This window comes from Streptomyces sp. NPDC002588, from assembly GCF_040295925.1.
Classification (GTDB): Bacteria; Actinomycetota; Actinomycetes; order Streptomycetales; family Streptomycetaceae; genus Streptomyces.
This window is the reverse complement of sequence record NZ_JBEOWF010000001.1, coordinates 401,130-417,613: the sequence shown is the minus strand read 5'-3', so window position 1 is coordinate 417,613 and position 16,484 is coordinate 401,130. Positions and strand designations below refer to the sequence as shown.

Genomic DNA, 16,484 nt, shown 5'->3' with positions numbered 1-16,484 from the left:
GGGGCTCAGCCCTCCAGGACCGTACGCAGGTCCCACAGGGTCCGCCAGGTGGCGGAGCCCTGTTCGGCGCGGCGCCGGACGGGGCCGTCCCAGTAGCCGCGCAGCCGGGCCGCGTCGGCCGGGTCGTCCTTGCGGACCACGCCGAGCAGATGCCCCGGCAGCAGCCCGAGCACGTCACGGTCCCCCGGGAAGTACGCCGCGGCCAGCCCCAGCGCGCCCGCGACGGACACCGCCTCCGCGGTGCTCATCACGGTGGACGGCCGTTCCACCTCCCAGCCCTCCGCCGACCGCCCCTCCCGCAGGTCCCGGAAGGCGGTGACGAGGGCCTCCAGCACCGCGTCGTCGACCTGGAAGGGCGCCCCGGCCCGCTCCACGGAGGCCCGCGCCTGGCTGCGCACCAGCGCGGTCTCCGCCTCGAGGTCCGGGATCGGGCCGACCGTCTCGAAGTTGAAGCGGCGTTTGAGGGCCGCGGACATCTCGGAGACGCCCTTGTCCCGCAGGTTGGCGGTGGCGATCAGGTTGAAGCCGGGCGCCGAGTGCGCCAACGCGTCTTCGGTGCCCGCCAGTTCGGGCACCGCGATGCGCCGCTCGGACAGCAGCGACACCAGCGAGTCCTGCACCTCGGGCAGACAGCGGGTGACCTCCTCCACCCGGGCGATCCCGCCCCGCCGCATCGCGGTCAGCACCGGCGAGGGCACCAGCGCCTGCCGGCTGGGCCCCTGCGCCAGCAGCAGGGCGTAGTTCCAGCCGTACTTGAGCTGATCCTCGGTCGTGCCCGCCGTGCCCTGCACGACCAGCCCGCTGGTGCCGCACACGGCCGCCGACAGCAGCTCGGACAGCATCGACTTGGCGGTACCGGGCTCACCGACGAGCAGCAGACCGCGCTCCCCGGCGAGCGTGACGACACACCGTTCGACCAGCGCCCGGTCGCCGACGAACTTTTCCTCCACCACCAGCCGGCGCGGCACCCCGTCGGGTACCTCGGCGCCGTCGGGCAGCTTCAGGGCCCGGCCGTCGCTGCCCATGACGAAGGTGACGACCGCGCGCGGGGTCAGCAGCCAGGCGGGCGGCCGCGGACCGTCGTCGTACGCGGCCAGGAAGGCCAGTTCGGCGGCGAACCGGTCCTCGGGCGGCACGATCTGGCGGGTGGGTTCGGGAGAGAGGGTGGTGGTCATCGAGGTGTGCTCTTCCAGGTGCGACGGGACGGCGGTCATCGGCGGCGGCCCTTGCGGGTGGCGCGGGTGGTGAGCTCCTCGTAGGCCGGGGCGTCACCGGCGCGGACGCGGTCCCACGCGCGCGTGAACAGTTCGGGCACCGGCACCAGCGGTACCGGGCGGGAGTAGCCGCGGACCGGGTAGAGGCCCTGCTTCCAGAGCTCCACCGGCAGCGCGGGCGACTTCAGGTCCAGCCAGCCGCACGGCAGGAAGAGGGTGCGACCGGCGCGCGGCCGCCTGGCCTCCACGACCAGGTCGCTCGCCGCGAGCTCGGCGCGGGCCTTCTTCGTCCTGGCGGGCTTCCACCCGGTCCAGCGGGCGCAGTTGCGGTCCGTCGGGTCGGGCAGGGCGAGCAGCATCAGATACAGCGCCGCGGCGTCCTCCCCCAGCCCGTGCTTCCCGGCGACCTCGGTGACCAGCTCGGGCACGGTGAACGTCGGATCCTGCGCGTACCCCGCGGGCCCCTCGCCGCCGGCCGCGGCAGCGCGGGTGAGCTCCGCGTCCAGGAGGGTCCGCAGGGCCCACATGCTCTCGCCCCGTCCCATGCCGACGAGCCCCTCGAGCAGCCCGAACACCGGGTCGTCGGGGCCGGTTATCGCGCCCGTCCGCACCAGGACGGTCTCCTGGTCGCCGTACCAGGGGCGCAGCACCAGCGCCTCGCCCGCGTGGATCAGACCGCTCTCGTCGGCCCCGCCGGCGGCGGGCATGCCGTACGCCTTGCGCAGCTCGACCGCGGTCGAACCGGCCTTCGCCGTCCACGCCACGTCCAGGTCGAGCAGCAGCTCCGGGTCGGCGACCCGGCGGCGCAGCGCGGCGAGGCTCTCCGGCAGCGCGGCCCGCAGCGGATGACCGTACGGCAGGGAGTAGGCGAGCCCGGCGACGGCGGCCACGGCGCGCGTCAGGTCGTACCGCTCGGGCAGGGCCTGCGGGTCCTCCGGGACCAGGTCGCCGTCCTTGTCGGGGCGCTGGACGGTGGTACGGCTGATCCACGGGGTGCGCCGGGGGTTGAGGACGTCCTCGACCGAGCCGGTGGCGAGGCCCGCGAGGGAGAGCTCCCCTGCGAGGTCCTCGGGCAGCCGGCGGACCCCCTCGAACCGCTCCGCCCACACCCGGCCCGCGGCCTGTGTGTCCGGCCCGGCCGTCCACAGGTCGCCGGGGTTTCGGGGCAGCAGCGCGCCGACGAGCGCCGCCAGGGAGTCGTCCCCCACGGAGGCCAGCAGTTCGTCGCCGAGGGCCTTCTGCCGCGGCTTCAGACCGGTCGCGGCGATCACCTCGTCCGTGAGCTGCGCCGGCCGGCCGGCGAGCAGCAGGGCCGACTGCATGAGCCCCAGCCCGTCGCAGGTCGCGGCGGCGAGGGCGGCGGCCGCGTCCGGCTGCCAGGGAGCGGCACCCTTGGCCCGGACCAGCTCGGTGACCGCGCGGAGAGCGTCGGCGGGGAACACCGCCGGGTGAGCGGTCTCCCGCTCCAGGGCGAAGTGCGCGACCGCCCCGAAGGCCCCGGTCGGATCGTGGTCCAGGGCCAGCCACTGCACCACGTCGCGCTGCCGGTCGATGCTCTGGCAGCCGATGACGACGACGGTGCGGCCCTCCCGGCGCAGCACCTGACCGACCCGCTCCCACTTGTGGCCGGGCTCGCTCAGCACCACCTCGCGCAGCGCGCCCCCGGGAGCGGCCAGCGGCCCCTCAGCGACCGCCTCGAACAGCAGCAGCAGCGCCTCCCGGTGCGCCCCGGTCACCGTCGCCGAGGCGGCCCGGTAGGCCAGCGGGCGCAGCACGTCCAGCATGGACGTCCACACCGCGCCGCCCCAGGACACGGTGAACTCGTCGCTGCGCCACCCGTCCGCCGCGCCCGCCTGCCGGGAGGCCTCCACCAGGAGCTTGCCGTCGGCGGGCTTCCCGGACAGCACATGGTTCACGGCGCGGATCTGCCGCAGCGCGCTCCAGTGCACATCGCCGCCCCACCAGCCGTGCAGCCCCGCGAAACCGCTGACGGCCTCCCGCAGCGTCGCGTTGTCGCCGTGCTCGGGGCTGTAGTCCGCGAACATGCCCGCGGCGCGCCGGGGATCCTGCTCGGGCCGCTCGACCGGCGGCGCCACATAGGCGGCCGTCAGCTCGGCGAGCCGCAGCATCGCGCGCACCAGCTCGCCCACTCCGGTGACGAGCCGCGGGTCGCCCAGCGCGGGCAGGGCCGCGGCCACGACCTGACGCAGCACCTCATCGGCGGCCGGTACGACGGCCTGCGCGGCCGGGGTGCCGTCGACCGCCTTGGCCGCCGCCAGCTTCTCCCGCCGCTCCGTCAGCGCCCGCTCCCCGGCGCGCAGCAGCTCGGCCGCCTGCTCGTCGGTCAGCGCGCGCAGCACCGCCGACGCCCCCTCGTCCCGCGGACGCAGCGCGTGCCAGTACTCCACCGGCGGCACGAACCGGGTGCCGCGGGCGAACTCACCGCCCCGCTCCATGGGCGTGACCTGCCCCAGCTCCCCGGCGGAGGACGGGTCGTCCCCCGCGTGCAGCGTGATCTGGCGGCCGCTGCGGACCACGACCGGCTCGGCGCCCCCGGGCAGCCGCAGCGCGCCGAGCGGTACGCGCGAGGCGCGGCCCCGCTCCGCCGGCAGGGCGACGGTACGGCCGTCCGGCGTACCGGTGACCTTGCGCTCCCCGTCGCCCGCGCCCTCGGTGCGCACCCAGCGGCCGAGGACCGTGCCGTCCGTGCCGAACGGGCTGTGCTCCAGACCGGGCTGCAGCGGCAGCACCTCGCAGTGCTGCTGGAGCAGGGTGGCGTCCTCCCGGATGCCGGACCGGAGGAACGCGGGCAGCGAGGCACGCCCGTGCGTACCGGTCGCCGGGTCGTACTCCAGCCACACCGACTGCCGGCCCTGCCTGCCCTCGCGCCAGTGCGAGGTGCCGTCGCCGAGGATGCGCCGGCGGGGCGGCAGCACGGTGTCGCCGGGGTGCAGGGTGCGCCCGCCGGTGGCGCGGCCGCCGCCGGGCAGCGGGAGAGAAGGATCGCCCGCCTCGTTGCCGCCGTACCAGTACTGGGGGATCTGCTCGCCGCCGAGCTGGAACACGTCGGCAGGGCGGGCGGACCAGTAGCCGAACTGCTTGCCGTCCTGACGCCACATCACCAGCAGTTCGCCGTCGGTGTAGCGGAAGGACGGACGGTGCCAGCGGTCGAGCTCGACGGGCAGCCGCAGCTCGTGCTCCAGCAGGAGCTCCGCGGGGCCGACGACGAACACCTTGTGGCCGCGGGAGAGGATCAGCGCGGGCCACGCCTCGTCGACGGTCATCTTGTCGTCGTGGTCGTGCCGGGGCTTGGTCTCGGCCTCGATCCGGCGCACCGCCTCCTCCAGCGCGGGCCAGCCCAGCTCGTCCAGGATGCCCGCGCGCAGGGTGTGTCCGAGCAGCGGCGCCGCCCGGTGCGCGGCGACCTGGGCGACGGCGGCCGGGGCGATGACGGCGGCCACGGTACGGAACGGCCGCAGCCGCTCCAGCGCGGCCCGCGCGGCCGGCAGACCGACCGCGGCGGTCAGCTCCCCGGCGGCGTCCTCGAGCCACTCGCGCAGCACCTCACCCACCACGGGGTGGGCCGTCATACGCTTCAGTACCTCGGCGTCCGGACGCCGACCGCTCTGGGTGCTCTGTGTGCCGATCTCCGTGTACAGCAGGCGCCGCAGGCGCGGGTCGGCCGCCGTCGCCGTCAGATCGCGCGCGCCGGGCCGGTCCTCGGACAGCCAGCGGTGCAGTCCGAGGTACACCACCTGGTCCTCGGCCGGCGGCGTCAGCGGCACGCCCTCCGCCGCGCACAGGTCGAGCAGATCCAGGTCGGCCCCCGCGTGCCAGCGGCCGGTGAACAGGTCGACGGGCCGGGCCTGCGCGCGGAGCCTGGCGGCCATCCTCGCCACGAGCGCGAGGGTGGCCGGGGAACGCTCGCAGATGTTGCCGCCGTGCTTGCGGTGCAGCGCCCAGCGGCTGAGCCAGTCCGCCGTGTCGGCCTCGCCCGCCGCCGCCCCGGCCTCGCCGGTGAGCAGCAGATCCGCCCCGGTCTCCGCGAGCAGCCCCAGCCAGAACTCGTCGTCCTCGACGCCGCGGCCGAGACCGGCCGGCATGATCTCGAGCAGCCGTCCACGCACTTCCGGCCGCCGCTCGGCGAGCACGACCAGCGTGGCCCGGTAGGTGTTCCAGAAGGAGGCCGGGGCGCGGACCGCCGCGGGGGAGTCGAGCAGATCGGCGACCAGCCCGCACTCCTCGGTGACCCGGTCCAGCCCCGCCGCCTTGATCAGCCCGCGGGCGTCCTGCGGCAGCGACGCGTACGGTGGCATGCCCGCCGCGCAGCGCTCCACCGTCAGCTGCCGGAACTGCGCCCAGGCCTCGGCCGGGCTGAGCCGCGCGGCCAGCGCCTTGACATGCTCCTTCAGCGCCTTGACGGTGAGCGCGCCCGCGAAGGCGAACTCCAGGAACACGGCACGCTGCCGCTCCTCGTCCACCGCCAGCGCGTGCACTCGCTCGGCCTCGCGGGCCTTGCCGAAGAACGCGGCGGCGTACGTCGTGTTCTCCTGCTGGAGGAAGGCCCGCGCGGCCTGCTCGTAGAACGTCGGCAGGAAGTGCGGCACCGCGCGGCCGAGCCGCGTACCGAGCTCCTCGAAGCCCTCCTTGGCCGCGCCGGGACGGGACTTGGCCTGCCGTGCCAGCCGCTCGACGTCCTTGACCAGCGCCAGCGCGTGATGGCCGTTCGCCGGGTCGTTGACCAGCGCCCAGGCGGGGAAACCGAGCGTCTCCTTGCGCACCTGCCCGGCCTCGGCCACCTCCGTCTCCCGGGCCAGACCGAGGAAGTCGAGGGCGAGGTCCTCGGCCTCGCCGAGGGTGCCCGGCACCAGCCGGACGATCCGCCGGTCGTCCAGCGCGGGGTGGGTGTACGTGCGGACGGTGAGGGTGTCGGCGTCCTCGCGGGCCGTGCTCCCCGGGGGCAGGACCGCGCCCGCGTCGAGCAGGACGCCGGCGGTGGTCTCGTCGTAGGTCGTCATGCCGCCCGCTCCTCGTCCTCGATGTCGCGGCCCGCGTACAGTGCGGCCGCCATGCGCATGCCCTCCGACCAGGCCACCGGCCCGACCTGACCGAGCTTCAGCGCCCGGCCCGCCGGATCCGTGAACACCAGGGGACCGGTCTCCGCCTCCTCGTAGCCCTCGTAGTCGCCGACCCACACGCGGGCCTCGACCGTGCGGCCGTCCTCCAGGACGGAGAGGACGGCGTTGCCGCCGCGTACGCGGTAGCCGAGCTGGGTCACCCTGCCGTGCAGGAACCGCTGTTCCTTGAACGACCCGCCCGCGTACTCCTCCACCGAGGCGCCCTCGCCGTCCAGCGTGGCGGGCCGGTGCCACACCTCCCGGAAGAGCTGCTGGGCGCGCTGCTCCACCCCGAGTTCGACGGCGAACTCCCGCAGGTCCTCCAGCTCGTCCAGGAGCACCGGGTGCGGCAGCCGGACCAGGTCGGGGGTGATGCGCACGGTGTCGCCGTCGAGGTCGACCAGGCCGAGACCCCGCTCGGGGTCCGCGTCCCGCAGGAATCCGGCCACCTCGCCGTCGGCCCCGGTGACGACCAGGTCGCGCAGCGCGGCCTGCCACGCCGGGTCGGGCCACACCCGGGCCACCACCGCGAACGGCACCGGCAACGAGCGCACCAACCACCGCTCGACATCGGCCAGGCACTGCCGCTCGTGCCGTTCCAGCCACTCGGTGAGCTGACGCAGCCCCACCACCGCCGGATCGTCGGCGATCTTCGGTGGTACGGACTTCAACCGCCGCCCCGCCGCATTGCGGCACACCACCTTGCCTTCGTCGAGGGCGACCTCGTAGTCGCCGGCCGACACCCACCCCATTCGAGCCTCCCGCACCCGCAGCGATCAAGTGCTGGGAACTCTAGAACCAGCCACTGACAACGGGGCCCCGGCCGGAAAAATCGGCCGGGGCCCCGTGGGCGGGCAGGGTTGCTCAGCCCTCGACCCAGCCGTGGTTCTTCGCGAACTGCAAGAGCCCCGCGCGCACCAGGACGATCTGCTCCCCGGTGAGCGAGGGCGCCGCCGTCAGCAGGGACTCGGTGACGTCCCGGACGAACTCGTCGGTGCTGAGCACATCGCACAGCACGTCGTCGTCGGCCGCGAGCGGCTTGCCGTCCGCACCTCGCGCGAGCCGCACCCCGGACGCCTTGGGGCCGCGCTCGCCGTCCTCGATCTCGAACTCCACGACGATGCCCCGCCGCACCTGCGACTCCGGCATCAGCATGTCGTTGACGTGCAGGAAGACATCCTCCCCGCCGTCGTCGGGCGCGATGAATCCGTAGCCCCGCTGACTGTCGAAGCGCACCACACGACCAGCAACCATCCCAACCCCCAGCAACCTCGAAACACCCACTTCGGTGAACCTGCCCAGATCGTAGTCAAAGCCACCACCCGCAGGCGACTCCCGGGGTCCCGCTCCGCCCGGTACAACCCCGTGAGCAGCTCGATCACGGCCCGGGCGGTGGGGGGCGGGGCGTCGCGCCACCACAGGAGACGGACCGCGACGGGCTCCGCGTCGCGCACCGGCCGGTGGACGACATCCGGCCGCGGGTATTGGTGGGCCGCCCGACTCGGCGGTCACCCCGACACCGCGTCCGGCGGCCACAGCCCGGTCGTCCCGGCGCTGCTGTCGCTGCCGGTCGGAGCGGTGCTCGTGCCGCGTCACCCGCCGACCGTCCAGGCGGTCGGCCACGCCGTCGTCGCCGGGATCGCGTCCTGCGCCGTGCCCTGCCTCGCCGACCCGCTCACGCTGCGGCACGTGCCCCCGGCCGCGTTCGCCTGTTCATGAGCAGGCGCCGCGCGGCCGACCGGGATCAGTCCTCGGCGGCGGCCGCGCGCTCGGCGTCGCGCTTCTTGAGGCGGGCGCTCTCCTTGCGCACCTCGGCCTGCGTGGCCCGCTCCTTCTCCAGCCACTCCGGCTTCGCGTCCTTCAGCGCCTCGATCTGCTCGGTGGTCAGGGCCTCCGTCACCCCGCCCCGGGCCAGGCCCGCGATGGACACGCCCAGCTTCGCCGCGACCACCGGACGGGGGTGGGGGCCGTTCTCGCGCAGCGTCCGCAGCCACTCGGGCGGGTTCGCCTGGAGTTCGGTCAGCTCGGCGCGTGAGACGACGCCCTCCTGGAACTCGGCGGGCGTGGCGGGGAGGTACACACCCAGCTTCTTCGCCGCGGTGGCGGGCTTCATCGTCTGGGTGGTGGCTTGCGACTTCATATCGTCCAGACTATCCGCCGCCGACAGGACGTCCGACCACAGCCGGTAACCTGGCGGAATGACCGACCAGGCGGATTCCCCCTCGTTCCGGCTCGCGTACGTTCCCGGGGTGACGCCCGCCAAGTGGGTGCGGATCTGGGAGGAGCGCCTGCCCGACGTCCCCCTCACCCTCCTCCAGGTGCCCCCGGCCGAGGCCTCCGGCGTCCTGCGCGAAGGCGCCGCCGACGCGGCCCTCGTCCGCCTGCCCGTCGACCGTGCGGTGTTCAGCGCGATCCCCCTCTACACCGAGACGAGCGTCGTCGTGGTCCCCAAGGACCATGTGATCACGGCGGCCGAGGAGATCACCCTGGACGACCTCGCCGACGAGGTGGTCCTCCACCCCCTCGACGACGTCCTCGGCTGGGAGCGGCCGCCCGGCGAGCCCGCCTTCGAACGCCCGGCGACCACCGCCGACGCGATCGAACTGGTCGCCGCGAACATCGGCGTCCTGGTCGTCCCCCAGTCCCTGGCCCGCCTCCACCACCGCCGCGACCTCACCTACCGCACGGTCGTGGACGCCCCCCGGTCCGGCGTGGCCCTGTCCTGGCCCGAGGAGGCGACCACCGACCTGGTCGAGGACTTCATCGGCATCGTCCGCGGCCGCACGGTCAACAGCACCCGGGGCCGCGCCCAGCAGCCCGCCCCGGCGAAGGAGCGGCAGCCGCGCAAGGACACCGCCCGCGCCGGCGGGAACGCCGGGAAGAAGAACAGCGGCGGCGGCCGGCGCGCGTCCGGCGGCGGCAGGCCCCGCCGCCGGTCGTGACCGCCCGCGTCTACGGCACGAAGGCCGCCCCGCGTGCCGTGCTCACCACGGTGTCCCCGTCGGCGCGAGCGAGCAGCCCCTGCGCCACCCACCCGTCCACCACGGACCGCACGCGCGCGACCAGCGTCCCCTTGGACGCGAAGGGCGCCGCCGCCCACACTTCGTCGAGCAGGGTGGTCCCGTCCGCCCTCGCCGGGTTGGCCACACCCGAGTCGCTGTTGCCGAACACCACCCGGGGCTCGGCTCGGCGCACGTACGCGTGCGTCGGATCCTCGGTCCCCTCGAAGAACGGGGCGAACTCGGTTCCGTCCAGCGTGAAGTGCAGCGGCTCGCCGTCCACCGGGGTGAGGGAGGGCAGCAGGTCCCCGGAGAGGGCCGTGTTGCGGTACAGCCCGAACTCCAGGTACTCCGTGGCGGGATCGCGGGCGACGAGGTTCACCGGGCCGAGGAACAACGCCTGCAGGGACGGATCGTCGAGCGTCTTCTCCACCCGCAGCCGGAACGGCATCGCCACCCGGACGACGTCCCCGTCCCGCCAGGTCCGGGAGACGGTGAAGTAACTCCCGGGCGTCGGTGTCCCGTCGGCCTTCCGCCCGTTGACCGTCACCCGGAACCCGGCGGTCGCCCAGGCCGGCACCCGCAGCCGCAGCGCGAAGGCGGCGGTGCGCCCCCGGACGGTCAGCGTGCTGCCCTGCTCGTACGGGAACCGGGTGCTCTGCGCGACCGTGACGCCCTTCTCGGACCAGGTCAGCGTGGACGGGCTGTACAGGTTGACGTACAGCGAACTCCCGTCCGAGGCCTGGAAGTACACCGAGTCCTGGTACTTGGTGGCGCTCTCCATGCCGGTGCCCTCGCAGCAGGTCGTGCCCTGCTTGGGCGTGTAGTCGCGCACATGGCCCGGAGTGAGCCCGATGAAGTACGTCACCATCGGCTTCTCCGCGTCGGCGGTGTCCCGCCTGGAGCCGAGGACCTGGTTGTAGAGGGCCCGCTCGTAGTAGTCCATGTAGGCCGGGTCCTGCTCGTGGAAGAACAGGTTCCGGCTCAGCTTCAGCATGTTGTACGCGCAGCAGGTCTCGGCGGTCGTCGCGCCGATCGTGCCCGCGACGACGTCGCGCGCCTTCCAGAACTCGCCCGTGCTGGTGCCGCCGATGCCGTACATGCGGTGCGGTACGACCATGTCCCAGAAGTTGCGCGCGGCGTCGAGGTAGCGCTCCTCGCCCGTGGCGTCGTACAGCCGCAGACAGCCGGTGAAGACCGGGATGTGCTGGTTGGCGTGCAGGCCGTCGAGGACGTCGGTGTTCGCGGCGCACGCGTCGATGAGCCGGTCCAGGTCGAACAGCCGGGCCAGTGCGAGGTGTTCGGACCTGCCGCCGATCGCGTGCAGATCGCAGACCGCCTCCACGATCCCGCCGAACTCGCCGCTCGAGAAGATCCCCCACATCCGCTGGAGCGTGGCCGCGGGCAGCTTCGACAGCCGGGAGTACATCCAGTCACCCATCCCCGACGCCAGGTCCAGGGCACGGGGGTCGTCGGTGGCGAGGTGGGCGTCCAGCAGGCCGCGGAGGATCTTGTGGGCGGTGTAGTAGGGCGCCCACACCTTGGCGTAGTCGCTGCCGGTCATCGACTCCAGCTGGATGAACTGCGTCTCCGGGTAGGCGGCCAGGAACCCCGGATGGCTCGGCCCGCCCCAGGTACGGCGCAGGGTCGCGGTCAGACCGCGCCCGGAGCCGTCCGCGATCGTGGAGCCCGACGTCTCGTCGAAGGCGTACGACGCGAGGTCACCGCTCGCCGGCGCGTCCCGCAGCCCGGCGATCTCCTCGGCGGTCAGGGCGCGCGAGAACACGTCGAACCCGCCGAAGGCGCCCGCGAAGACGGGATCGGAGGCGTAGTGGGACCTGCCGAGCCAGTGGTCGGTCAGCGTGCCGAGGGCCGCCGGCGTGAGGGACATGGCCGTGTTGCGGGCCACGGCCGTGCCGTCGACGTACAGCGTGCCCGTGCCGTCCCCGATGGTCACCGCCAGGTGACTCCACTCGTCCAGGGGCAGCGCGGCGGTGCCGTCCAGTCCCTGTTCCCCGCCCGCGCCGCCGGTGGTGATCGCGAACCGGGGCACCCCGCGCGCGTTCCGCGCCGCCAGGTACAGGTACCGGGTGGTGTCGCTGCCGAAGTCGAGGACACGCGCCCAGGCGCCGTCGTGGGTGGGCCTCACCCAGGCGGCCAGGGTGACCGCCGACGCGCCGCCGAGGACGCCGGCGGGCAGGTCGACGTACTGGTAGGAGCCACGTACGTTGTCCACGGCTGTACCGAATCTCCCGGGCACGCTCAGCACGGCCGGACCGGCCCGCAGCGCCTCGCGCACCTCGGTCAGCGCGCCCACCATGGTCCGGATCCGCTCCGCGAACACCTGCTCGCCGGTGCTCGCGTACGCCTGGGACAGCATCGTCAGGAAGTGGCCGGTGTAGTGCCCGCGCAGATTGCCGTTCGCCTCGCCGTCGAGGCCCTCCCAGCCGCCCGGGGCGACCGCGCCGAGCGTGGCGAGGCCGGCGTTCGCGCGGAAGACCTGGAGCAGCCGGTTCACGTCGTAGCCGCGGGCGTGGTCGAGCATCAGGCGCCGCTTGGCGGCGAAGATCCCGGGGCCGAGGGCGACGTCCTCGAGCGGGAAGGGCCGCAGCGCCCAGATGGCCGGCGGTGGCAGCGTGGCGGCCGAGGCCCCGGGGGCCGCCGCCGCGCCGGCCCCGGGCGCGGCGGCGGCGAGGATCGCGCTCTGCAGAAGGGTGCGTCTGGTGAGGGGCGGTGCCATGGGTGCTGCTCCTCCGGTCTACGGTTCGGAATGTCGAACAATGTGCGAGTGATCGACCGACCAGACGCTAGGAGGGGCACGGAGGGGCGTCAACGGTCCTGACAGGACGGAAAGTTGCGAACGCGGGCCGCTACCTCGCGGCCGCCCGTCCGATCGACTCGACCAGCGGCAGCAGGCGGTGCGGGACGCGTTCCCGCAGAGCCACCTCGGTCCGGGTGCGGACCACGGCGGGGAGGCTGATCAACTTCTGGATCACGTCCTCGAGGTGGGCGTTGTCGCGTGCCACCACCCGGGCCAGGAGATCGCCGCCGCCGGTGATCGAGAAGGCCTCGACGATCTCCGGTACGGCGGCCAGCGCGTCGCCCACCTCGTCCAGGTGGCCCTGGGTGACCTCGATGTGCACGAACGCCAGGACCGGATGGCCGAGCGCGGCGGGCGACAGGGACGGGCCGGTGCCGGTGATCACACCGTCCCGCTCCAGCCGGTCCAGCCGGGCCTGGAGGGTGCCGCGGGCGACGCCGAGGACGCGTGCGTACTCCCGCACGCTGGTGCGCGGCTGTTCGAGCAGCAGCCGCAGGATGCGGGTGTCGAGCTCGTCGACGGCCATGGTGCCCGGCCTCCCTGTACGTACCTCTGGTACCTGGCGGATCGCGGCCGACTGTACCCGCACTCCGACCGCGCTCGGCCGATCAGGTGCCGCGGCCGTGCCGTGCGGGTGTATCGCGCGGCGCGCGCTCTCGCCCCGCGGCCCGCTGGCTAGGGATCCCCTGAACGCAGGTCCGAGAGGGAGGCGGCGGTCCGTGGACGACGAACGCGGCGGATCGGTCCGAGCGGCCGTCGAAGCGGCCGATGCCGCCGACGCACGGCTGCCCGTGTACGACGGCGGGGGGCTGCTCCGCAAGGCGTTCCCGCACCACTGGTCGTTCTTCCTCGGCGAGATCGCGCTCTACAGCCTGATCGTCCTGGTGCTCACCGGGGTCTGGCTGACCTTCTTCTTCCAGCCCGAGATGCGCGAGGTCATCTATGACGGCTCGTACGTGCCCCTGCGCGGCATCCCCATGTCAGCCGCCTTCGACTCCACCCTGCGGATCAGCTTCGACGTGCGCGGCGGTCTGCTGATCCGGCAGGTGCACCACTGGGCGGCGCTGGTCTTCGTCGCCGCGATCGGCGTCCACCTGATGCGGATCTTCTTCACGGGCGCCTTCCGCAGACCGCGTGAGATGAACTGGGTCATCGGCGTCACCCTGCTGGTGCTCGCCCTGGCGGAGGGGTTCGCGGGGTACTCGCTCCCCGACGACCTCCTCTCCGGCACGGGACTGCGCATCGCTCAGGGCATCATGCTGTCCCTGCCCGTGGTCGGCACCTACGTGAGCATGTTCGCGTTCGGGGCCGAGTTCCCCGGACAGGACATCGTGCCCAGGCTGTACAGCCTGCACATCCTGCTGCTGCCGGGCGCGCTGATCGCCCTGGTCACCGTCCACCTCGTCCTCGTGTTCCACCTGAAGCACACCCACTGGAGGGGCCCGGGCAGGACCGGCGCGAACGCCGTCGGCAAACCCGCCTTCCCCCAGTTCACGGCGTCCTCGGGCGGCTTGTTCCTCATGGTCTTCGGTGTGCTGACCGTGCTCGCCGGGCTGGTGCAGATCAACCCGGTGTGGGTGTACGGGCCCTACCGCCCGGACGTCGTGTCGACCGGCGCCCAGCCCGACTTCTACGTCGGCTTCCTGGAGGGCGCGCTCCGACTCGTGCCGCCCTGGGAGACGAACCTCGCCGGCCACACCCTGATGTGGAACGTCCTGCTGCCCGCCGTCGTCCTCCCCGGGGTCCTCTTCCTGGCCCTGTACGTGTATCCGTTCGTCGAACAGCGCCTCACGGGGGAGGAGTGGCACGAGAACCACCTGTGCGACCGCCCGCGCGAACGGCCCGTCCGCACCGGCCTCGGCGCCGCCGGCATCGTGTTCTACGCCGTCCTGCTGCTGGCCGGCGGCAACGACGTCCTCGCGCTGTCCTTCCGAGTCTCCGTGAACGCCCTCACCTGGATCTTCCGTGTCGCCCTAGTCGTCGCCCCGGTGCTGGCGTTCATGGTCACCCGGCGGCTGTGCCACGCCCTGCTGGAGAGGGAGCGGGAACTGCTCACCGAGGGCGTGGCGACCGGAGAGGTCCGCCAGTCCGTCGCCGGGGGCTACGAGAGCGACCACCGGCCGGTGGAGACGTTCCGCCCCGGCATGCCGAGGACACCGCTCAGCCCGCCCGGCCGGAGTCCCGGTCGGCGTACTGGAAGACCATTCCGAACACCCCGGCTCCCAGCACGCCGACGCCGATGAGGAACAGCCACAGCCCGTAGACCACCCCCGTCGCCGTGACCGCGAACCCGGCGGCGGTGACGACCGGCCAGCGGCTGTCCGGCGGGAAGAACTCCAGCGGCCCGGCGCCCTCGGCCACCTCGGCGTCGGGGCGGTCCTGGGGGCGCAGCCCCTTGCGCCGGTGGTTCATCGCGCAGAAGAACGAGATCACCGAGGCCATGAGGAAGGCGACGATCAGTGCCGCCGTACCGGCCGGATCCCAGTGCGCCCAGAAGCCGTAGAACACCGCGGTGCCCGCGAAGAAGGCGGCGACACCGCCGAACAGCAACGACTCAGTCCTCATGGGGCAACCGCTCCCGCTTCCGCTCGGCGATGTCCGGATGGTGCAGGTCGAAGGCCGGCGACTCCGAACGCACCCGGGGCAGCGCCACGAAGTTGTGCCGTGGCGGCGGGCACGAGGTCGCCCACTCGAGGCCCCGGCCGTACCCCCACGGATCGTCCTCGGTCACCCGCCGCCCGTGCCGCGCGGTGTGCCACACGTTGTAGAGGAAGGGCAGAGTGGAGATCCCGAGCAGGAACGCGCCCACCGACGACAGCGTGTTCAGCAGCGTGAAGTTGTCCTCAGGGAGGTAGTCGGCGTACCGGCGGGGCATGCCCTCCTCGCCCAGCCAGTGCTGCACCAGGAAGGTCAGCTGGAAGGCCGGGAACAGCAGCCAGAAGTGCACCTTGCCCAGCCGTTCGTCCAGCATCCGGCCGGTGAACTTGGGCCACCAGAAGTAGAACCCGGCGAACATCGCGAAGACCACCGTGCCGAACAGCACGTAGTGCAGGTGCGCCACGATGAAGTACGAGTCGGTGAGATGGAAGTCCAGCGGCGGCGACGCGATGAGCACCCCGCTCAGCCCGCCGAGCAGGAACGACACCAGGAACCCCGTCGCCCACAGCATCGGCGTCTCGAACGACAGCGACCCCTTGTGCATGGTGCCGATCCACGCGAAGAACTTGATGCCCGTCGGCACCGCGATCAGGAACGACATCAGCGAGAAGAACGGCAGCAGCACCGCACCCGTGGCGAACATGTGGTGCGCCCACACCACCGCCGACAGCATGGTGATCGCGATCGTCGCCCCGATCAGCGACAGATAGCCGAACAGCGGCTTGCGCGCGAACACCGGGATGATCTCCGAGACGATCCCGAAGAACGGCAGCGCCACGATGTACACCTCGGGATGCCCGAAGAACCAGAACAGGTGCTGCCACAGGATCGCGCCGCCGTTCGCCGCGTCGAAGATGTGGCTGCCGAACTTCCGGTCAGACTCCAGCGCGAGCAGCGCCGCCGCCAGCACCGGGAACGCCGGCAGCACCAGGATCGAGGTGAACAGCACGTTCCAGGTGAAGATCGGCATCCGGAACATCGTCAGGCCCGGCGCGCGCAGGCACATGATCGTGGCCACGAAGTTGACCGCGCCCAGCGTGGTCGACACACCGGTCACCACCAGCCCCATCACCCACAGGTCACCGCCCGCGCCGGGGGAGTAGTACTCGCTGTTCAGCGGCGCGTACGCGAACCAGCCGAACGCCGCCGCTCCGCCGGGCACCACGAACCCCGACACGACCATCAGCCCGCCGAACAGGTACATCCAGTACGACAGCGCGTTCAGCCGCGGGAACGCCACGTCCGGCGCCCCGATCTGCAACGGCATCACCGCGTTGGCGAACCCGGCGAACATCGGCGTCGCGAACAGCAGCATCATCACCGTGCCATGGATGGTGAAGAGCTGGTCGTAGCCCTGCTCACTGGTGAACTGCAGCCCCGGACGGGCGAGTTCGGCGCGCATCGCCAGCGCGAGGAGCCCGGCGAAGAGGAAGAAGCAGAACGCCGTGACCATGTACAGGCGCCCGATCACCTTGTGGTCGGTCGTGGTCGCCCAGCGCAGCAGCGTACGGCCGAACGGGCGCGAGGAGGCCGCAGCGGGGCCGGGAGTCTCGTCGACGCGCTCCGACAGCTCGGTCATCGTCCTCCTCCAAGGTTGCCCGGAAGCCGTGCCACCGGGCGCGGACCTGCGCCGACGCTACTGCCGTGGCCGGCCGGAGGAAGCCACGCCACGCCT

Annotated in this window: 11 protein-coding genes and 1 pseudogene; 2 read left to right on the top strand and 10 right to left on the bottom strand. The window is 73.0% G+C overall.

Annotated elements, in window-relative coordinates; translation table 11 throughout:
- Nucleotides 1-5 precede the first annotated feature (5 nt).
- The 6 genes and pseudogenes from ABT057_RS01955 to ABT057_RS01930 form a co-directional block, all read right to left on the bottom strand.
- Nucleotides 6-1,175, bottom strand: coding sequence for an ATP-binding protein (locus tag ABT057_RS01955; protein WP_352340589.1), 1,170 nt, complete (start codon nucleotides 1,173-1,175; stop codon nucleotides 6-8).
- A gap of 35 nt (nucleotides 1,176-1,210) precedes the next feature.
- A complete protein-coding gene (locus ABT057_RS01950; protein ID WP_352340432.1) occupies nucleotides 1,211-6,232 on the bottom strand; it encodes a hypothetical protein in 5,022 nt (1,673 codons plus the stop codon).
- Nucleotides 6,229-7,083 carry a DUF4132 domain-containing protein gene (locus ABT057_RS01945; protein ID WP_352340431.1) on the bottom strand — a complete coding sequence of 285 codons (855 nt, stop codon included), beginning with the start codon at nucleotides 7,081-7,083 and terminating at the stop codon, nucleotides 6,229-6,231. The genes ABT057_RS01950 and ABT057_RS01945 overlap by 4 nt, the downstream gene beginning before the upstream one ends.
- A 112-nt stretch (nucleotides 7,084-7,195) precedes the next feature.
- Nucleotides 7,196-7,585, bottom strand: a complete 390-nt coding sequence (locus ABT057_RS01940) for a cold-shock protein (protein WP_352340430.1) — start codon at nucleotides 7,583-7,585, stop codon at nucleotides 7,196-7,198.
- 95 nt (nucleotides 7,586-7,680) lie between these two features.
- Nucleotides 7,681-7,867 (bottom strand): annotated as a pseudogene (locus ABT057_RS01935) (LysR family transcriptional regulator); the annotation flags it as partial.
- A 208-nt stretch (nucleotides 7,868-8,075) separates the two neighbouring features.
- On the bottom strand, nucleotides 8,076-8,471 hold the full coding sequence (locus ABT057_RS01930; RefSeq protein WP_352340429.1) for a DUF5997 family protein: 396 nt from the start codon (nucleotides 8,469-8,471) through the stop codon (nucleotides 8,076-8,078).
- Between the two features lie 58 nt (nucleotides 8,472-8,529).
- Between ABT057_RS01930 and ABT057_RS01925 the strand changes: the two genes are divergently transcribed.
- Nucleotides 8,530-9,273, top strand: coding sequence for a LysR family substrate-binding domain-containing protein (locus tag ABT057_RS01925; protein WP_352340428.1), 744 nt, complete (start codon nucleotides 8,530-8,532; stop codon nucleotides 9,271-9,273).
- A 10-nt stretch (nucleotides 9,274-9,283) separates the two neighbouring features.
- Here ABT057_RS01925 and ABT057_RS01920 read toward each other — a convergent pair whose 3' ends face one another.
- Nucleotides 9,284-12,070, bottom strand: coding sequence for a beta-L-arabinofuranosidase domain-containing protein (locus ABT057_RS01920; RefSeq protein WP_352340427.1), 2,787 nt, complete (start codon nucleotides 12,068-12,070; stop codon nucleotides 9,284-9,286).
- A 130-nt stretch (nucleotides 12,071-12,200) separates the two neighbouring features.
- Nucleotides 12,201-12,677: an Lrp/AsnC family transcriptional regulator gene (locus ABT057_RS01915; protein ID WP_352340426.1), complete on the bottom strand. Its 477-nt coding sequence runs from the start codon at nucleotides 12,675-12,677 to the stop codon at nucleotides 12,201-12,203.
- A 193-nt stretch (nucleotides 12,678-12,870) separates the two neighbouring features.
- On the opposite strand from ABT057_RS01915, the gene qcrB reads away from it, so the two are divergent.
- Nucleotides 12,871-14,394 (top strand): cytochrome bc1 complex cytochrome b subunit, encoded by a 1,524-nt coding sequence (gene qcrB / locus ABT057_RS01910; RefSeq protein WP_352340425.1) that lies wholly within the window; start codon nucleotides 12,871-12,873, stop codon nucleotides 14,392-14,394.
- On the opposite strand, the gene ABT057_RS01905 is transcribed toward qcrB, so the two are convergent.
- Nucleotides 14,312-14,716, bottom strand: coding sequence for a cytochrome c oxidase subunit 4 (locus ABT057_RS01905; protein WP_352340424.1), 405 nt, complete (start codon nucleotides 14,714-14,716; stop codon nucleotides 14,312-14,314). The genes qcrB and ABT057_RS01905 overlap by 83 nt on opposite strands.
- Nucleotides 14,706-16,388 carry an aa3-type cytochrome oxidase subunit I gene (ctaD, locus tag ABT057_RS01900; RefSeq protein WP_352340423.1) on the bottom strand — a complete coding sequence of 561 codons (1,683 nt, stop codon included), beginning with the start codon at nucleotides 16,386-16,388 and terminating at the stop codon, nucleotides 14,706-14,708. Before ctaD ends, ABT057_RS01905 begins: the two co-directional genes overlap by 11 nt.
- Nucleotides 16,389-16,484 lie beyond the last annotated feature (96 nt).

Coding starts and splice junctions, on each gene's coding strand:
- ABT057_RS01920 (WP_352340427.1), bottom strand. CDS start 12,070: ATGGCACCGCCCCTCACCAGACGCACCCTTCTGCAGAGCGCGATCCTC.
- ABT057_RS01955 (WP_352340589.1), bottom strand. CDS start 1,175: ATGACCACCACCCTCTCTCCCGAACCCACCCGCCAGATCGTGCCGCCC.
- ABT057_RS01930 (WP_352340429.1), bottom strand. CDS start 8,471: ATGAAGTCGCAAGCCACCACCCAGACGATGAAGCCCGCCACCGCGGCG.
- ABT057_RS01915 (WP_352340426.1), bottom strand. CDS start 12,677: ATGGCCGTCGACGAGCTCGACACCCGCATCCTGCGGCTGCTGCTCGAA.
- ABT057_RS01945 (WP_352340431.1), bottom strand. CDS start 7,083: ATGGGGTGGGTGTCGGCCGGCGACTACGAGGTCGCCCTCGACGAAGGC.
- ABT057_RS01925 (WP_352340428.1), top strand. CDS start 8,530: ATGACCGACCAGGCGGATTCCCCCTCGTTCCGGCTCGCGTACGTTCCC.
- ctaD (WP_352340423.1), bottom strand. CDS start 16,388: ATGACCGAGCTGTCGGAGCGCGTCGACGAGACTCCCGGCCCCGCTGCG.
- ABT057_RS01950 (WP_352340432.1), bottom strand. CDS start 6,232: ATGACGACCTACGACGAGACCACCGCCGGCGTCCTGCTCGACGCGGGC.
- ABT057_RS01905 (WP_352340424.1), bottom strand. CDS start 14,716: ATGAGGACTGAGTCGTTGCTGTTCGGCGGTGTCGCCGCCTTCTTCGCG.
- ABT057_RS01940 (WP_352340430.1), bottom strand. CDS start 7,585: ATGGTTGCTGGTCGTGTGGTGCGCTTCGACAGTCAGCGGGGCTACGGA.